The sequence below is a fragment of the Mycolicibacterium confluentis genome (genome assembly GCF_010729895.1).
GTDB lineage: Bacteria > Actinomycetota > Actinomycetes > Mycobacteriales > Mycobacteriaceae > Mycobacterium > Mycobacterium confluentis.
The window spans coordinates 2,541,819-2,559,486 of record NZ_AP022612.1; the positions used below are offsets into that span (position 1 = coordinate 2,541,819).

The 17,668-nt window shown below is 70.6% G+C and carries 17 protein-coding genes; 5 read left to right on the forward strand and 12 right to left on the reverse strand.

What is annotated here, in order from left to right; translation table 11 throughout:
* Window positions 1-2: 2 nt before the first annotated feature.
* Window positions 3-338: a hypothetical protein gene (locus G6N34_RS11805; protein WP_109788405.1), complete on the reverse strand. Its 336-nt coding sequence runs from the start codon at window positions 336-338 to the stop codon at window positions 3-5.
* A gap of 135 nt (window positions 339-473) precedes the next feature.
* Here G6N34_RS11805 and G6N34_RS11810 point away from each other — a divergent pair, with 135 nt between their 5' ends.
* Window positions 474-812, forward strand: coding sequence for an RNA polymerase-binding protein RbpA (locus G6N34_RS11810; protein WP_085151232.1), 339 nt, complete (start codon window positions 474-476; stop codon window positions 810-812).
* Window positions 813-821: 9 nt separating this feature from the next.
* On the opposite strand, the gene G6N34_RS11815 is transcribed toward G6N34_RS11810, so the two are convergent.
* The 7 genes from G6N34_RS11815 to cobN are packed head-to-tail and all read right to left on the reverse strand — an operon-like array spanning window position 822 to window position 9,985.
* Window positions 822-1,580: a polyprenol monophosphomannose synthase gene (locus G6N34_RS11815; RefSeq protein ID WP_085151114.1), complete on the reverse strand. Its 759-nt coding sequence runs from the start codon at window positions 1,578-1,580 to the stop codon at window positions 822-824.
* Window positions 1,570-3,432 carry an apolipoprotein N-acyltransferase gene (gene lnt / locus G6N34_RS11820; protein ID WP_085151115.1) on the reverse strand — a complete coding sequence of 621 codons (1,863 nt, stop codon included), beginning with the start codon at window positions 3,430-3,432 and terminating at the stop codon, window positions 1,570-1,572. Before lnt ends, G6N34_RS11815 begins: the two co-directional genes overlap by 11 nt.
* Window positions 3,425-5,029: an amidohydrolase gene (locus G6N34_RS11825; protein ID WP_085151116.1), complete on the reverse strand. Its 1,605-nt coding sequence runs from the start codon at window positions 5,027-5,029 to the stop codon at window positions 3,425-3,427. The genes lnt and G6N34_RS11825 overlap by 8 nt, the downstream gene beginning before the upstream one ends.
* Before the next feature lie 36 nt (window positions 5,030-5,065).
* Entirely contained in the window at window positions 5,066-5,557 is a 492-nt protein-coding gene (locus G6N34_RS11830) for an FxsA family protein (RefSeq protein WP_085151117.1), read from the reverse strand.
* Between the two features lie 34 nt (window positions 5,558-5,591).
* A complete protein-coding gene (locus tag G6N34_RS11835) occupies window positions 5,592-5,975 on the reverse strand; it encodes a PPOX class F420-dependent oxidoreductase (protein WP_085151118.1) in 384 nt (127 codons plus the stop codon).
* A 3-nt stretch (window positions 5,976-5,978) separates the two neighbouring features.
* On the reverse strand, window positions 5,979-6,356 hold the full coding sequence (locus G6N34_RS11840; RefSeq protein WP_085151119.1) for a PPOX class F420-dependent oxidoreductase: 378 nt from the start codon (window positions 6,354-6,356) through the stop codon (window positions 5,979-5,981).
* Window positions 6,357-6,373: 17 nt separating this feature from the next.
* On the reverse strand, window positions 6,374-9,985 hold the full coding sequence (gene cobN / locus G6N34_RS11845) for a cobaltochelatase subunit CobN (protein WP_085151120.1): 3,612 nt from the start codon (window positions 9,983-9,985) through the stop codon (window positions 6,374-6,376).
* A gap of 74 nt (window positions 9,986-10,059) precedes the next feature.
* Here cobN and G6N34_RS11850 point away from each other — a divergent pair, with 74 nt between their 5' ends.
* From G6N34_RS11850 to G6N34_RS11865, 4 genes are read left to right on the forward strand one after another with little or no spacing between them, the layout of a single operon-like run.
* The gene (locus G6N34_RS11850) at window positions 10,060-10,980 is read left to right on the forward strand and encodes a TauD/TfdA dioxygenase family protein (protein ID WP_085151233.1); all 921 of its coding nucleotides are present in this window, start codon (window positions 10,060-10,062) and stop codon (window positions 10,978-10,980) included.
* Window positions 10,981-11,002: 22 nt separating this feature from the next.
* Window positions 11,003-12,115, forward strand: coding sequence for a precorrin-3B synthase (cobG, locus tag G6N34_RS11855; protein ID WP_085151121.1), 1,113 nt, complete (start codon window positions 11,003-11,005; stop codon window positions 12,113-12,115).
* 9 nt (window positions 12,116-12,124) lie between these two features.
* Window positions 12,125-12,760: a precorrin-8X methylmutase gene (locus G6N34_RS11860; protein ID WP_085151122.1), complete on the forward strand. Its 636-nt coding sequence runs from the start codon at window positions 12,125-12,127 to the stop codon at window positions 12,758-12,760.
* Window positions 12,757-14,223 (forward strand): precorrin-2 C(20)-methyltransferase, encoded by a 1,467-nt coding sequence (locus G6N34_RS11865; protein WP_085151123.1) that lies wholly within the window; start codon window positions 12,757-12,759, stop codon window positions 14,221-14,223. The genes G6N34_RS11860 and G6N34_RS11865 overlap by 4 nt, the downstream gene beginning before the upstream one ends.
* Here the strand turns inward: G6N34_RS11865 and G6N34_RS11870 are convergent.
* From G6N34_RS11870 to G6N34_RS11885, 4 genes are read right to left on the reverse strand one after another with little or no spacing between them, the layout of a single operon-like run.
* On the reverse strand, window positions 14,208-14,948 hold the full coding sequence (locus G6N34_RS11870) for a cobalt-precorrin-6A reductase (RefSeq protein ID WP_085151124.1): 741 nt from the start codon (window positions 14,946-14,948) through the stop codon (window positions 14,208-14,210). The two genes, G6N34_RS11865 and G6N34_RS11870, sit on opposite strands and share 16 nt — an antisense overlap.
* Entirely contained in the window at window positions 14,948-15,703 is a 756-nt protein-coding gene (gene cobM / locus G6N34_RS11875; RefSeq protein WP_085151125.1) for a precorrin-4 C(11)-methyltransferase, read from the reverse strand. The genes G6N34_RS11870 and cobM overlap by 1 nt, the downstream gene beginning before the upstream one ends.
* Window positions 15,700-16,878, reverse strand: coding sequence for a precorrin-6y C5,15-methyltransferase (decarboxylating) subunit CbiE (gene cbiE / locus G6N34_RS11880; RefSeq protein ID WP_109788406.1), 1,179 nt, complete (start codon window positions 16,876-16,878; stop codon window positions 15,700-15,702). Before cbiE ends, cobM begins: the two co-directional genes overlap by 4 nt.
* A complete protein-coding gene (locus G6N34_RS11885; RefSeq protein WP_085151126.1) occupies window positions 16,878-17,636 on the reverse strand; it encodes a decaprenylphospho-beta-D-erythro-pentofuranosid-2-ulose 2-reductase in 759 nt (252 codons plus the stop codon). Before G6N34_RS11885 ends, cbiE begins: the two co-directional genes overlap by 1 nt.
* Between the last annotated feature and the right edge of the window lie 32 nt (window positions 17,637-17,668).

Consider the following 17,668-nt stretch of genomic DNA (forward strand, 5'->3'; position numbering starts at 1 on the left):
GGTCAGCGCCAGCCGTCGGCGGCCTTGGCGGCCGACAGCAGGGCGTCGCACAATTCGCGCAGTTCGTCCCCTTGAGCACCCTCTTCAACGGCCGTGACCACGTCTTCGGCCGCACAGCGCACCTGGTACACCCGATCGGACAGCTGAGTGGCCTCCTCGGCGGACAGCACCACAGCGTCGGCGGGCAGGGCCGTGCCCTTGACCTGGGAGCGCTGCTCATAGGCGCGCTGCCGACACGACTGGCGGCAGTACTGGCGACGTCGGCCCATCCCGACGTCCACGGCCGCAAGGTCACGACCACACCAGCGACAGGGCTGGGGGCGGACGCGACGTGCCATGGCAGTCGACTCTAGCGGGGGCATTGAGGGTTTCCCGGTATCCTTGACAGTCGGGCTGCATCGCGCCGGGAACTTCACCCGGCCCGGCTGCGTTGATAATCCGCAGGAGTTCTGCGCTGATGAGGAGTGATGACGATGGCTGATCGTGTCTTGAGGGGTAGTCGCCTCGGAGCCGTGAGCTACGAGACGGACCGCAACCACGACCTGGCGCCGCGTCAGATCGCGCGGTACCGGACCGAGAACGGCGAGGAGTTCGACGTCCCGTTCGCCGACGACGCCGAGATCCCCGGCACCTGGCTGTGCCGCAACGGCCTGGAGGGCACCCTGCTCGAGGGTGACCTGCCCGAGCCGAAGAAGGTCAAGCCGCCCCGCACCCACTGGGACATGCTGCTCGAGCGTCGCTCGGTCGAAGAGCTTGAGGAACTGCTCAAGGAGCGCCTCGACATCATCAAGTCGAAGCGCCGGGGCAGCTGACCCCTTCCGCTACCGGTACTGGGCTCCGCGGGCGCGATCCAAGCGCCCGCCGATGCCCCACTGGGCGACCTTCAGCATCGCCTCGCGGATGTTGGACCCGCTCATCTTCGACACCCCGAGTTCACGCTCGGTGAAGGTGATCGGGACTTCAACGACCTTGAAGCCGTTGTTGATGGCGCGCCAGGTCAGATCGATCTGGAAGCAGTAACCCATGGAGTCGACCGCGCTCAGGTCGATCTTCTCCAGCACCTCACGACGATAGGCGCGGTAGCCGGCCGTGATGTCGTGGATGCCCACGCCCAGCAGCACGCGGGAGTATGTGTTGGCGGTCTTCGACAGGATCAGTCGGCGCAGCGGCCAGTTGCGCACCGTGCCGCCCTCCACATAGCGCGAGCCGATCGCCAGGTCCGCCCCGTCGTCGACCGCGTCAAGCAGGCGATGCAGCTGTTCGGGGGCATGGCTGCCGTCGGCGTCCATCTCGACCAGGACCGAGTACTCGCGGCCCAGTCCCCACGCGAACCCCGCAAGGTATGCCGCGCCGAGGCCGTCCTTGGCCGTGCGGTGCATGACGTGGATGCGATCAGGATCCGCCAGCGACAGGTCGTCGGCGAGTTCTCCGGTGCCATCCGGGCTGCCGTCGTCGACAACGAGGACGTGCACGTCGGGAAGTGCCGCGTGCACCCGCCCCAGGATGAGCGGGAGGTTTTCGATCTCGTTGTAGGTGGGGATGATCACCAGAGCGCGCTGGCTGGGGCGCTCACTGGTCATGTGGCTCCTTGGGTTCGGTCGTGGGTCCAGTGCTCTTTGCGGTCGGTTGATTCCGGTGTCGGCGCCCTGGACGCATTAACCCTCCATTCTGCCTGATCCGTAGGACCAGCATCGACAGAGCCGCAATCGCACCCGCTGCCACCAGCACGAACTGGATTGCCGGTCCCCACCTGGTGGCTGGTGTTGCAGAGTTCTTGAGCCGGATCTGGGTGTCCAGATACGCCGGTTCGAAGAACTCGGTGCGCGCCAGTTCGCGGCCGTCGGGAGCGATGACGGCACTGATGCCGGTGGTCCCGGCGACGATGACGTAACGGTCGTGCTCGACGGCACGGGCGCGCGCGAACGCCAACTGCTGGGCACTCATCGTGGCGTCGAAGGTGGCGTTGTTGGTGGGCACGGCGATCACCTGGGCGCCGTTGCGCACCGACTGTCGCACGGCCCGGTCGAAGATGACCTCCCAGCAGGTGGCCACCCCCACGGGCACGCCCGCCGCGTTCACCACCCCTGAACCAGTCCCCGGCACGAAATAGCCGGCACGGTCGGCGTAGGACGACAGCAGGCGGAAGAACCCGCGCCACGGCAGGTACTCGCCGAACGGTTGCACGATCTGCTTGTCGTGCCGCTCCCCCGGTCCGCGCACCGGATCCCACACGATGACGGTGTTGGTGGCGGCCGGATTCTCCGGCGTCCAGTCGGGATGGACGACGACCCCGCCGACCAGGATTGGCACGCCGATGGCCCGCGCGGCCACGTCGATGCGGGCCCGCGCGTCCTCGTTGGCGAGCGGATCGATGTCCGAGGAGTTCTCCGGCCAGATCACGAAGTGCGGTTGTGGCGCCCGGCCCTCGCGCACGTCACGCGCCAGGCGCAGCGTCTCGTTGACGTGGTTGTCGAGCACCGCGCGGCGCTGTGCGTTGAACTCCAGACCCAGACGGGGCACATTGCCCTGCACCGCCGCGACGGTCACGGTCGGGTCGTCACCCGAACCCGCGCCGGACTGCCGCACCGCAGGCGTCGCCAGCGCGGTGGCCAACAGCACGATCACGATGCACACCCCCGGGGCCACCACGGCGGGAGGCACCATGTCGCGCTGCGCTCCACGGTTCCACCACGTGACGAACTCCTGCCCGAGGGCCGCCAGGCTGAAGCCCGCCAACGCGACGGCCACCGACACCAGGGGCACGCCGCCGTACTGCGCCAGCGGCAGGAACGGGCCCGTCGTCTGACCGAAAGCGACGATGCCCCAGGGGAATCCACCGAAGGGAATGGTGGCCTTGAGCCATTCGGAGACGCCCCAGACGAGTGCGAACCACACGGGCCACACCGGCAGCGTCCGCACCAGCACCGCCAGCAGTCCGAACAGGGCGGGGAAAAGCGCGCACACCGCGGCCAGCGCGAGCCACGGGAACGCACCCACGAGCCCGCTGATCCACGGCAGCAGCGGAATGTAGAAGACAAGTCCGGCCAGATATCCGTATCCGAACCCGCCCGCGAGTGTGGTTGCGGGCCTGGTCAGCACCCAGGCCAGCGCCACGAACCCGAGCACCGCCGCCCACCACCACGACAACGGCGCGAAGCTCGCACACAGCAGGGCACCCGCCACGGTCGAGGCCAGCAGGCGGGGCCAGCGCGGGACGAACCAGTCCCCCGTCCGGCGTCCCCACCGCGTGATCCGGTCACCGAGCGACACCGAGGGCGCGTCGGGGTCTGGAGCGGAGTCCTCATCGGGCCCAGAGGCGTCCGCGTCGAGGTCCTGGAGATCCTCGTCCTCATCGGTCACGGCCGGGATGATGTCAGTGGTCTCGGCCTGGGTGGCCGCGAGCTTCTCGTCCCGCTGCGGACGGTCAGCCATCGATCGACCCATGGATCACCGCACCGCGGTGCACCGTCGCGCGGCAGTGCGGAAGCGCGGTGTCGGCGTCGAGTCGGGGCAGCGGCGGCACTCGGGAGCCGGGTTCGGTGGACCAGCGCTGCACGGCGTCGGCGGGCGCCGCCACCTCGAGGTCGGCGGCCTCCCACACGGCGTAGGACGCCGGTGCGCCGGGCGCCAACGTGCCGGTCAGCCCGTCGCGCACACCCGCGGCCCGCCACGCCCCGCGCGTGGCCGCCGAGAAGGCCGCGCGGGGGGAGATCGAACTTCCGTCGGTGCGGTGCCTGGTCGCTGCGCGGACTCCTGCCCACGGGGCGATCTCGGTCACCGGCGCGTCTGAGCCGAAGGCGAGTGGCACGCCTTGGGATGCTAACAGCGCAAAGGGGTTGAGCGCCCCGGCTCGACCGATTCCCAGCCGCTGGGCGTACATGCCGTCGGAGCCGCCCCACAGCGCGTCGAACGCGGGCTGCATGCTGGCGATCACGCCCCACGAGCCGAGCTTGGCGGCCTGTGCGGCGTCAACCATCTCGAGGTGCTCGAGACGATGTCCGCACCGGGCGACGGCCGCGATGCCGACGTCGGTCACGACCCGTTCGAGCGCGTCGACGACCGTCGATACCGCCCGATCGCCGATCACGTGGTACCCCGCCGTCACACCCGCCTCGGTGCATGCCGACAGGTGGGCGAAGACGGCCTCGGGGTCCAGATGGCATGTACCGCAGCCATCGCCGTCGGCATACGGCTCGTGCAGCCATGCCGTGCGGGATCCCAGGGCCCCGTCGACGAACAGGTCTCCGGCCAGTCCGCGGGCGCCCGTCGCGGCGATCAGGTCCCGGGCCGCGGCCGCGGTGGTCACCGCCTCACCCCAGTAGCCGGCGATCTCGACGCCGTGCGCGGTGTCGCGCACGGCGTGCCAGTCCTGCAGTCCGCCGATCTGCGGTCCCGCGCATTCGTGCACGGCGACCACGCCCGCCGCGGCGAACGCGTCGAGGGCCGTGTGCAGGGCCCGGTCCCGCTGCACCGGGGTCAGCAACGCGCGGGCCTCGGCGCGCACCAGGTGATGGGCGTCGGCCGAGAGCGGACCGCCTGCGTCGAAGCCGCCCGAGGTGGCCAGCGCGGGAACCCGGGCCCGCAGGGCAGTCGACGCCAGCGCGGAGTGCACGTCGACCCGGCTCAGGTAGGCGGGGCGGGCGCCGACCGCGGCGTCGAGTTCAGCGGTCGTGGGCGCGGCACCCTCAGCCCAGGCCGTGTCATCCCAGCCGTGTCCCCACACCACACCGTCCGGGTGCGCCGCGGCGAACTCCGAGACCAGGCGCAGGCAGTGCGCCTTGGAGGTCGCGGCGCGCAGGTCGAGTCCCGCCAGCGTCAGGCCCGTGGCCGTGAGGTGCACATGACTGTCGACGAAGGCCGGCGCGACGAACGCGCCACGCAGGTCGACCACGCGGGCATCGGGGAACTGGGCGCGGCCCACTTCATCGCTGCCCAGCCACGCGACGACGTCGCCGCGGACGGCAAGGGCGGTCGCATCGGGATGGGTGGGGCTGTAGATCCGCCCACCGAGCAGAAGCGTCGTGGTCACGGAAGAAGAACGTACTTGGCGAACCTGGGGCCGTGGTTATTCGGGTTTCGGCGTGATCGCCGGACCGGCCGGTCCGCTGGTCTTCGGCCCGTCGTGAACGTCCACGACCTCGCCGTCGATGACCTCACCGTTGGCGAAGCCGTTGGCGTAGCCGGGCCTGGCCGGCACGAAGACAACACCTCGTGAGATCGCGCGCGCGGCCACCACGCGGGCCAACGGACGCATCAGTGACCTCGTCGGCGGGGCCAGCATGAGGAGCCCCGCGAGGCTGGTCACGAGGCCGGGGATGACGACCAGCACCGAGCCGAGGCCGACGAGGGCGCTGTCGGTCACCTGAGCGGCCGGATCGCGCAGCCTCTGCTGCAGGGCGACGATCTGGCGACGCAGCTGCGAGCCCGCCAGTGCCAAGCCCAGCAGGAACGCGCCGATCAACGCCAGCACGGTCCAGCCGAAGCCGATGGTGGCCGTCAGAGCGACGATCACCGCCATCTCGACGACCGCATACAGAAGGAACAGCCGCATCACCATGGTCGGTCAACGAACCGGACGGTGTGGAGGTTCCTCACGCGGGCTGCACTTCGATGGCGCTGTGCACCTTGTCGACGCCACCGCGGACCAGGGTGTGCGGCAGCCACCACCAGGCGTGCCACCAGTACCGGCGGGTGATCAGGTCATAGACGCGGCGGGTCTCCGATTTGGGCAGGTTGCGGGCGACGGCCTCCACGGGTTCGCCCTTCGGTTTCCCCAACGCCGTCGACTTCTGGATGGTCACCCGCGGTGTGTTGTTGATCCGCTTGGTCTTCCACGACCCGTCATCGGTGATGATCAGCAGTTTGTCGCCGCGCGGCACACCCCAGACCGCGGTCGGCTTGGGCCGTCCGTCCTTGGTGAACGTGGTCAGCAGCAGATACTTCGCGCCCGCGACCTCACGGAACGTCGGCGCCACGGCTCACGCCGCCTTGATGACCAGGGCCACGTTCTTCTTCATGCCGCCGCGCAGTTTGGAGAAGAAATTGAACGCCTTGCCCATCAGGCCGTACCGGCGGCCGATGGCGTCGTAGGCATCCCCGGCGCGGGCGGCGTCGATGCTGGCGATGGCCTCCACGGCCTCACTCTTGACGTTGCCGCGCATATCGCAGCGCGCGATCGTGACCCGTGGGGTGTTGCGGATGCGTTTGACCTTCCAGGAGTCGGCGCCGGTGATGACGATCAAGCCATCACCGTCCGGCGCCGCCCAGATGGGCGTGGGTTTGGGCCGCCCGTCCTTGGTGAACGTGGTCAGCAGGATGTATTCGGACCCGGCGATGTCGGTGAAGGTCAGAGCCATGTCTGCCAACCTAGCGGTCAGCCCTCGAGATCGCCCTCGGTCTCGAGAAGCACCTGCCTCAGGCCGTCGAGCGTGTTCTGTTCCGGTTCCGCCCACATGCCGCGCTGCACGGCCTCCAGGAGTCGTTCGGCCATCCCGTGCAGCGCCCACGGATTGGATTCGGACATGAACTTGCGGTTCTCCGGATCCAGGACGTAGCTGGAGGTCAGCTGCTCGTACATCCAGTCGGCCATCACGTGGGCCGTCGCGTCGTAGCCGAACAGGTAGTCGACCGTGGCGGCCATCTCGAAGGCACCCTTGTAGCCGTGCCTGCGCATCGCGTTGATCCAGCGTGGGTTGACCACCCGGGCGCGGAAGACGCGGGTGGTCTCCTCCGACAGGGTCCGTGTGCGCACCGCGTCGGGACGGGTGTTGTCGCCGATGTAGGCCGCGGGATCCTTCCCGGTCAGCGCGCGCACCGTGGCGACCATGCCGCCGTGGTACTGGAAGTAGTCGTCGGAGTCGGCGATGTCGTGCTCGCGGGTGTCGGTGTTCTTGGCGGCCACCACGATCCGGCGGTAGGCGCGGTTCATGTCCTCGGTCGCCGGGGCGCCGTCGAGGTCGCGGCCGTAGGCGAACCCGCCCCACGCGGTGTACACCTGCGCCAGATCGTTGTCGTCGCGCCAGTTGCGGCTGTCGATCAACTGCAGCAGGCCCGCACCGTAGGTGCCCGGCTTGGACCCGAAGATCCGGGTCGTCGCGCGCCGGTTGTCACCGTGCTCGGCCAGGTCGGCGCTCGCATGCGCGCGGACGAAGTTCTGGTCGTCGGGTTCGTCGAGGGCAGCCACCAACTGGACCGCGTCGTCGAGCATGGTGACCACGTGCGGGAAGGCGTCCCGGAAGAAGCCCGAAATACGCACCGTGACGTCGATGCGGGGCCGACCCAGTTCGGCCAGCGTGATGGCCTCGAGGTCCACCACCCGGCGCGAGGCCTCATCCCACACCGGGCGGACGCCGAGCAGGGCCAGCACCTCGGCGATGTCGTCACCGGACGTGCGCATGGCCGAGGTCCCCCACACCGACAGGCCCACCGACTCCGGCCACCGGCCGTGATCCTCGCGGTAACGGTTCAACAGCGAATCAGCCATCGCCACACCGGTTTCCCAGGCCAGCCGGGACGGCACCGCCTTGGGGTCCACCGAATAGAAGTTGCGTCCGGTCGGCAAGACGTTGACCAGTCCGCGCAGCGGCGAACCCGACGGTCCCGCGGCGATGAACCGGCCGTCGAGGGCCCGCAGCACCTGCTCGATCTCACACGAGGTGCCGGCGAGGCGGGGCACCACCTCGTTGGCCGCGAAGCGCAGCACAGCCGCGACGTCCGCGTCGTCGGTCAGCGAGTCCACCACCGCGGCGTCCCAGCCCGAAGCCTGAAGGGCCGCAACGAGTTCGCGGGCCTTGGCCTCCGCGGCGTCCACCGAGATCCGGGAGTCCTCACCGTCCTCGGCCAGGCCCAGGGCCTGCCGCAGCCCGGGTACGGACTGCTCGCCGCCGAACAGTTGGCGGGCCCGCAGCATCGCGAGCACGAGGTCGAGTTCCACCTCACCCTCGGGGCGCTGGCCCAGGATGTGCAGGCCGTCACGAATCTGCACATCCTTGATCTCGCAGAGCCACCCGTCGACGTGCAGAAGCATGTCGTCGAACGAGTCCTCGTCGGGCCTGTCGGCCAATCCGAGGTCGTGGTCCATCTTCGCCGCGCGCATGAGCGTCCAGATCTGCTGCCGGATGGCGGGCAGCTTGCCCGGGTCGAGTGCGGAGATGTTCGAGTGCTCGTCGAGCAGTTGTTCCAATCGGGCGATGTCGCCGTAGCTTTCGGCGCGCGCCATCGGCGGGATGAGGTGGTCGACCAGCACCGCGTGCGCCCGGCGCTTGGCCTGTGTGCCCTCGCCGGGATCGTTGACCAGGAACGGATAGATCAACGGCAGGTCCCCCAGCGCCGCGTCGGCGCCGCAGGCCGCCGACAGCCCCAGGGTCTTGCCGGGCAGCCATTCGAGGTTGCCGTGCTTGCCGATGTGGACCGCGGCGTCGGCGCCGAACTTCGTGTCGATCCAGCGGTAGGCCGCCAGGTAGTGGTGGCTGGGGGGCAGATCCGGATCGTGGTAGATCGCCACCGGGTTCTCGCCGAACCCGCGGGGTGGCTGCACCATGAGCACGACGTTGCCGAACTGCATTGCCGCGACCACGATCTCGCCCTGCGGGTCGTTGCTGCGGTCGACGAACAGTTCACCCGGCGGCGGGCCCCAGTGCTCGACCACCGCGTCGGAGAGTTCGGCGGGCAGCGTGGCGAACCACTCCCGGTATTCGGACGCCGAGACCCGGACGGGATTGGACTCCAACTGCTCGGCGGTGAGCCAGTCGGGGTCCTGACCGCCGCGTTCGATCAGGGCGTGGACCAGCGCATCGCCGTCCCCCGCCGCCAGGCCCGGGACGTCGCCGATGACGTAGCCCGCGTCGCTCATCGCCCGCAGCAGGGCGACCGCGCTGGCCGGGGTGTCCAGGCCCACCGCGTTGCCGATGCGGGCGTGCTTGGTCGGATATGCCGAGAAGATCAGGGCGACCCGCTTGTCGGCGGGTGCGACGTGGCGCAGCCTGGCGTGGCGCACCGCCAGGCCCGCGACGCGCGCGCAGCGCTCCGGGTCGGCCGCGTAGGTGATCAATCCCTCCTGGTCGATCTCCTTGAACGAGAACGGCACCGTCACGATGCGGCCGTCGAATTCGGGGACGGCGACCTGGGTCGCGACATCCAGTGGGCTCAGCCCGTCGTCATTGGCCTCCCACTGCGCACGGGGTGACGTCAGACACAGCCCCTGCAGGATCGGGATGTCCAGGGCCGCAAGGTGTTCGACGTTCCAGCTGTCGTCGTCACCACCGGCTGAGGCGGTCGCGGGCCGCGCGCCGCCCGCGGCCAGCACGGTCACGACCATCGCGTCGGCGCTGCGCAGGCGCTCGAGCAGTTCGGCCGGTGCGGTGCGCAGTGACGCGCAGAACAGCGGCAGCGGGCGGCCGCCGGCGTTCTCGATCGCATCACACAGCGCGTGGATGTAGGCGGTGTTGCCGGCCAACTGCTGGGCGCGGTAATAGAGCACCGCGACGGTGGGGCCGTTCGATTCCGATGCCGGCCGGGCGAGCTCACCCCAGCTGGGCATCTCGGCGGGCGGGTCGAAACCGACGCCGGTCATCAGCACGGTGTCCGACAGGAACGCGTGCAGGTTGGCCAGGTTGTCCACGCCGCCCTGGGCCAGATAGAGGTGCGCCTGCACCGCGATGCCCGCGGGCACGGTCGAGCGTTCCATCAGGTCGGCATCGGGCGCCTGCTCACCGCTGATCACCACGGTCGGCACGCCGCTGGCCACCACCGCGTCGATGCCCTCCTCCCAGGCGCGGTAGCCGCCCAGGATGCGCACCACCGCGACGTCGACGCCGTCGAGCAGTGCCGCGAGTTCTGAGGCCAGGTCGGACTCCAGCAGTCTGCTCGGATTGGCCCACCTGTAGTTCCGCCCGCTCTCACGGGCGGTGATCAGGTCAGTGTCAGAGGTGGACAGCAGCAGGACGGTCGGCGAGGAGTCGGTCGGCACCCCCCATTCGTACCCCATGGCTGTGCGGCAGTTCGGTTCACCCTGCACCAAAGGCTGGGGTCAGCCCATGCTTGGCGACCACCATGAAATCCATGTCCTCAACCCTGCGCGTGACCAGACTCGGGGCCAACATCGGCGCCCGGGTGGAAGGTGTCCGGCTCTCCGACAATCTCAGCGACACCACGGTCGCGGCCGTGAACGCGGCGCTGCTGGAGCACAAGGTGCTGTTCTTCCGTGGCCAGCACGACCTCGACGACGACGGTCAGGCGGCCTTCGCGAGCAGGCTCGGCGTCCTGACGGCCTCCCATCCGACCGTGACTTCGCGCGGCACGCGCGTGTTGCCGATCGACTCGCGCTACGACAAGGCCAACAGCTGGCACACCGACGTCACGTTCGTCGACCGCATCCCGAAGGCCTCGCTGCTGCGCGCGATCACGCTGCCCAGCTACGGCGGCACCACCACGTGGGCCTCCACCCAAGCCGCCTACGACCAGTTGCCCGCTCCGCTCAAGGCGCTCACGGAGAACCTGTGGGCCGTGCACACCAACGCCTATGACTACATCCGCTACGACGGCGACGACGTCGGCAGGTCCGATGAGGAGCGGGAGTACCGGCAGGAGTTCGAGTCCGAAACGTTTGAGACCGAACACCCCGTGGTCCGGATCCATCCTGAGACCGGCCGTCGGGTACTGCTGCTCGGGCACTTCGTCAGGCGTTTCGTCGGCCTGGGTGGCTTCGAGTCGGCGACCCTGCTGAACCTGCTGCAGGAGCGCGTGACCCGGTTGGAGAACACCGTGCGCTGGTCCTGGGAGCCCGGCGACGTGGCGCTGTGGGACAACCGCGCCACGCAGCACTACGCCGTAGCCGACTACGACGATCAACACCGCCGGTTGAGCCGCATCACGCTGGCCGGCGACATCCCCGTCGACATCCACGGCAGGCGCTCCCGGGTGATCATCGGCGACGCGTCGCGGTACTCCCCGGTGGTCGAGCCTGTGGCACTGGCCGGCTGAGCCCACGTCGTACCGTGGACGCGTGACCCGCACCCGCGACGACGACGCCTGCCCCGGCGCGCTGAGCCTGCACCAGGCCGCCGACGGCGCGTTGGCGCGCATTCGGTTGCCGGGTGGCCTGCTCACCGCGCAGCAGATGGCGGCGCTGGCCGTCGCGGCCCGCGAGTTCGGGTCGGGCGTGCTGGAGTTGACGGGACGAGGGAACCTGCAGATCCGTGGGATCGGCCCCGACCCGGCACCGGTGGCGCAGGCCGTCGCCGACGTGGGCCTGCTGCCCTCGCCCACGCACGAACGCGTGCGCAACATCGTCGCCTCCCCGCTGTCCGGCCGCGTCGGCGACTTCGGCGATGTCCGCGCCCTGGTGGGCCGACTCGACGCCGCGGTGCAGGCCGAGCCCGATCTGGCCCGCCTGCCCGGCCGCTTCTGGATGGGCCTCGACGACGGCCGAGGCGACATCAGCGGATTGGGCACCGACATCGGACTGCGCTTGGCCGGCGACCGTGCCGCGCTGCAGATCTGCGGCCGGGACACCGGCCTCTTGGTCGCCCCGGACCAGGCCGTCGACGCACTGCTGGGCGCCGCGCACCGCTTCGTCGCGATCCGCGGAAACGCCTGGCGGGTCAACGAACTCCCCGACCCGGCGGTGCTCTTCGACGGCGCCGTGCTGGGCCCGCGGCCCGCGCCGACCCACCGGCCCCCGGTCGGCTGGTTCGGACAGCACGACGGCCGGGTGACGCTGGGCGCGGCGGTGCCGCTGGGCGTGCTGCCGGCCCGCACTGCCGAGTTCCTGGCCGCCATCGAGGCGCCGCTGGCCATCACCCCATGGCGGTCGGTGCTGGTCCACGACCTGACCGAGGAGGTCGCCGACGCCTCACTGCGGGTACTGGCCCCGCTGGGACTGGTGTTCGACGAGCACTCGCCCTGGCTGTCCGTCAGTGCCTGCACGGGCAGTCCGGGCTGTGCGAAGTCGACCGCCGACGTGCGGGCCGACGCCACCGCGGCCGTGGCCGCGGGCGACATCGGCGCCGATCACCGCCACTACGTGGGCTGCGAACGCGCATGCGGCAGCCCGCCCGGAAGTCAGGTTCTCCTGGCGACGCCGGACGGTTATCGGCCACGTCAACCCCACCCGTAGGGTGATCGGGTGCTCGACTACATCCGCGATGCCGGCGAGATCTACCGGCAGTCGTTCGCGACCATCCGCGACGAGGCCGATCTGTCCCGCTTTCCCGAGGATGTCGCCCGGGTTGTCGTGCGCCTGATCCACACGTGCGGTCAGGTCGACGTCGCCGACCACGTGGCCTTCACCGATGACGTCGTGACCCGCGCGCATGCCGCATTGGCCGCCGGTGCGCCGGTGCTCTGCGACTCCTCAATGGTCGCCGCCGGGATCACCGCGGCCCGACTGCCCGCCAAGAACGACGTCATCTCCCTGGTCGCCGACCCCCGCGCCCCCGAACGTGCCGCTGCCACCGGCAACACCCGGTCGGCCGCGGGCGTCGAGTTGTGGGCTGACCGACTCGACGGTGCGGTGGTGGCCATCGGCAATGCCCCCACGGCGCTGTTCCGACTGCTGGAACTCCTCGACGACGGCGTTCCCGCCCCGGCCGCCGTCCTCGGTGGGCCGGTCGGATTCGTCGGTTCGGCGCAGTCGAAGGACGAATTGATCGCCCGCCCCCGCAGCATGTCCTATCTGGTGGTGACGGGCCGGCGGGGCGGCAGCGCCATGGCCGCGGCCGCCGTCAACGCCATCGCGAGCGCCTCGGAGGGGGTGGCATGAGCGGCACCCTGTGGGGCGTCGGACTGGGCCCCGGCGATCCGGAACTGGTGACGGTCAAGGCGGCTCGGGTGATCGGATCCGCCGACGTCGTCGCGTATCACAGCGCGCGGCACGGTCGCAGCATCGCGCGCGGTATCGCCGAGCCGTACCTGCGCGAGGGACAGATCGAAGAGCATCTCGTCTACCCCGTGACCACCGAGACCACGGCACATCCCGGCGGTTACGCCGGTGCCATGGACGACTTCTACCGGGACTCGGCCGAGCGCATCGCGGCCCATCTGGACGCGGGCCGCGACGTCGCGCTGCTGGCCGAGGGCGACCCGCTGTTCTACAGCAGCTACATGCACATGCACACCCGACTGACCGAGCGGTTCAACGCCGTGATCGTGCCCGGCGTGACGTCGGTGAGCGCGGCCTCAGCCGCGATCGCCACGCCGCTGGTCCAGGGCGAGGAGGTGCTCTCGATCCTGCCCGGCACGCTGCCGGAGGCCGAACTGACCCGTCGGCTGCGCGATGCCGACGCCGCCGTGGTGCTCAAGCTCGGCAGGTCGTATCCCGCTGTGCGCGAAGCACTTTCCAAGGCGGGGCGGCTCGACGATGCGTTCTATGTGGAGCGGGCCAGCACGGAGAACCAGCGCGTGCTGCCCGCGGGCGAGGTCGACGCCGAGAAGGTGCCCTACTTCTCCCTGGCAATGGTGCCCGGCACCGGCATGACCACCACCCGACCCGAGTCCGTCGGCTCGGTGGCCGTGGTCGGCCTGGGCCCGGGTGACCCGGAGTGGATGACGACCGAGAGTCGACGCGTGCTGTCGGCCGCGACCGACCTGATCGGGTACGGACCGTACCTGGACCGCGTGGCGCGCCGCGAGGGCCAGCGCCTGCATCCCAGCGACAACACCGACGAACCCGAGCGCGCCCGGTTGGCGTGCTCGCTGGCCGAGCAGGGCCGCGCAGTGGCCGTCGTGTCCTCCGGCGACCCGGGCGTGTTCGCGATGGCGACCGCGGTGCTCGAGGAGGCCACCCGGTGGCCCGACGTGCAGGTGCGCGTGGTTCCCGCGATGACGGCGGCCCAGGCCGTGGCCAGCCGCGTGGGTGCTCCGCTGGGCCACGACTATGCCGTGGTGTCGTTGTCGGACCGGCTCAAGCCCTGGGACGTGATCGCCAAGCGCATCACCGCGGCCGCCGAGTCCGATCTTGTTCTCGCGATCTACAATCCGGCGTCCAAGACCCGCACCTGGCAGGTCGGTGCGATGCGGGATCTGCTGCTCGAGCACCGGTCACCGGACACCCCGGTGGTCATCGGCCGCGACGTGGCCGGCCCGGCCGAGGAGGTCCGCGTGGTGCGCCTCGCCGATCTCGACCCGTCCGAGGTCGACATGCGCTGCCTGCTGATCATCGGTTCGACGCAGACGCAGTGGCACGACGGTCGGGTCTTCACGCCGCGCACCTATCCCGCGAACTGACCCTCGCGCTGCCGCACCCACGCCTCGGCCCCGTCGACGTCCGACACCGAGTCGACCCCGGCGGGCAGGCGTGGGCGATCGATCATCAGCACGGGCACGCCCAGGTCGCGCGCCGCGTCGAGCTTGGGCCGCGTCATCGATCCCCCGCTGTTCTTGGTGACCAGCACGTCGATGGCGTGGTCGCGCAGCAGCGCGCACTCACCCTCGTAGTGGTAGGGCCCGCGCGACAGCACGAGTTCACGGTTCTCGGGCAGCGTGTCCGGATCGGGTGGCGTCACGGCGCGGATCAGGAACCAGGCATCGCTGCCGACGAAGGCCGCGGTGCCCGATCTTCCGGTGGTCAGAAAGACCCGCGACCAGCCACGGCGAGCCACCTCGTCGGCTGCGGCGGTGTCGGACTCGACGAGCACCGCGTCGCCCGGATCCCAACCGGGCCGGGCCAGCACCACATGCGGCAGGCCCCGCTGCCGACATGCCGTCGCGGCGTTCGCGGTGATGGTGGCCGCATACGGATGGGTGGCGTCGACGACCGCGTCAACGGCGTTGTCGCGCAACCAGTCCGCCAATCCTGTGGCTCCGCCGAAGCCACCGATGCGCACGGGCCCGACCGGCAGCGCCGGATCGGGCACCCGACCGGCCAGCGAACTGATCACCTCGACGTCGGGATGCAGGCGTGCGGCCAGGGCTCGGGCCTCCGAGGTGCCGCCGAGCAGCAGCACACGCATCAGTGCCGCGCTCCCCTGGCTCGGTCTGCGGAGTACAGGTAGCTGTCGACGAATCCGTGTGCAGCCAGCACGTCGCCGACGACGATGACCGCGGTGCGCGTCACGCCCGCCGACCGCATCTGCGCCGCGATGTCGCCGAGTGTTCCGCGCAGCACGATCTGCTCCGGCCAACTCGCGAACGCCACGACGGCCGTCGGCGTCGCTGCGTCGACGCCGCCCGCCGTCAACTCGGCGACCACGGTGTCGATCTGGGCCGCAGCGAGGTGCAGCACGAGCGTGCCGCCGACCCCGGCCAGGGTGCGCAGGTCCTCACCCGCGGGCATCGCGGTGGAGAGTGTCGCCACCCTGCTCAGCGTGACGGTCTGCGCCACCCCGGGCACCGTGAGCTCGCGGCCCAGCACGGCCGCCGCGGCCGCGAACGACGGAACGCCCGGGACGATCTCGTAGGAGATGCCCAGTTCGTCGAGGCGGCGGCACTGTTCGGCCAGCGCGCTGTAGAGCGCGGGATCCCCCGAATGCAGCCGCGCCACATCGAGTCCGGCCGCATCGGCGGCCGCCAGTTCGTCGATGATCTGGTCGAGGTTCAGCGGCCCGGTGTCGACCACCTTGGCCCCCGGCGGGCACCACGCCAGCAGGTCGTCGGGCATGATCGACCCGGCGTACAGGCAGACCTGGCACGCCTGGATCAGGCGCTGCCCGCGCACCGTGATCAGGTCGGCCGCACCGGGTCCGGCGCCGATGAAATAGATCGTCATGGTTTGACCACCGTCCACTGAGTCACGGGCATTGCCGGGCGCCAGCCGGTGAAGCCACCGACCGGCTCGCCACGGTAGTGCTGAAACCTGCGAAGTTCGCCGCCGATCTCCGAATAGCGCTGCACAAGAAAGGATTCCGACTCGGCCGTGACGGCGTTGGCGATCAGCCGACCGCCCGGCGCCAGCGCCTGCAGGCTCGCGTCGAACAGGCCCGGCTGGGTCAGGCCGCCGCCGATGAACACCACCGAGGGGGCCGAGGCGCCGGCGAAGTCGTCGGGGGCGGGGCCGCGGACCTCGACCGGGACGCCGAATCTGGCGGCGTTGGCGGTGATCCGGGCGCGTCGGACGTCGTCACGTTCGAATGCGACGGCGCGGCAGCGGTGTCCGTGCCGGCACCATTCGATGGCGATGCTGCCCGAACCCGACCCGACATCCCACAGCAGTTCGCCGGGACGCGGCGCGAGCGCGGCCAGTGTCAGCGCCCGCATGGACTGCTTGGTCAACTGGCCGTCGTGGGCGTAGGCGTCGTCGGGCAGCGTCGTGAGCACCCGCTCGTCGGGCAGGTACTCCACCGCCACCACATTCAGCGGGTCGAGATCGGCCGGCGGGTCGGCGGCCCACTGCGCCGCGGTCGCGGTGCGCCTGCGCTCCCCCGGCCCGCCCAACTGCTCGAGGACCGTCATGCGGGACGACCCCCGGCCCGTCTCGGCCAACAGGGTGGCCAGCGTCGCGGGGGTCGACGCGTCGCGCGACAGCACGACCGCGCGCCCGCCGCGGCGCACCGCGGTGTGCGGCGGGGCCGTGACGAGGCTGATCACCTCGGTGTCGGTCACGGCCCATCCCAGTGCGGCGCAGGCCAGCGACACGCTGGAGACGTGCGGAAGCACCCGGACCTGTTCGGCGCCGAACATGCTCACCAGGGTCGTGCCGATGCCGTGCAGCATGGGGTCGCCGGAAGCCACGACGTGCACGTCCCCGGACATGCCCTCAAGAGCCCCTCGCAGGCCGGGCAACAGCGGCGACGGCCACTCGCGGCGCTCCGCGCGGACCGTGTCGTCCAGCAGCGCCAGTTGCCGCGGTGCGCCGAAGACGACCGTCGCCCGCGCAAATTCGCCGCGGGCCTGTTCGGACAGGCCCGCCATCCCGTCGGCGCCGATACCGACCACCACGATCATCAGCGCGGCATCCTTCGCCAGATCGGCTGCGGCACAAATCGGGTCACGAACGCGAGCACACCGACCGTCCGCGGCACCCACACCTGGCGCCGGCCCTTGGCCAACGCCCGCGCGGCGGCCTCGGCGACCTGCGCGGGGGTGCTCGACAGCGGCGCCGCGTCCATCCCCTCAGTCATGCGGCCGATCACGAATCCGGGGCGCACGATCAGCAGGTGCACTCCGGTGCCGTGCAGGGCGTCCGCCAATCCGCTCGCGAAACCGTCCAGGCCCGCCTTGGCGGACCCGTAGACGTAATTGGCGCGCCGCACCCGCACCCCGGCGATCGAGGAGAACACCACGATGCGGCCCCGGTCCACGGCCCGCATCCGATTGGCGAGCAGCGTCAGCAGGTTCACCTGCGCCACGTAGTCGGTGTGCACCACCGCGACGGCGTGCGCAGCCTCGGCCTCGGCCCGGGCCTGATCGCCCAGCACTCCGAACGCGAGCACCGCGGTGTCGATGCGGCCGTGGTCGGCCACGATCCGGTCGAGGACCTGGGCGTGCGAGCCGAGGTCGTCGGCGTCGAAGACCACGACCTGCACGGCCGCCGCGCCGGCCTCCGTCAGCCTCGCGACCAGCGGTTCCAGGCCCTCGGTGCCGCGGGCCGCGAGTACCACCGTCGCCCCCGGCGCCAACCGCGCCGCCAATTCGCCCCCGATTTCGCTGCGGCCGCCGAAGACCACCACCACCTCGGGCGCCGTTGCAGCCGTGTCGTTCATGGCTGCGATTATGTCCTGCGCTAGCGTGAGCT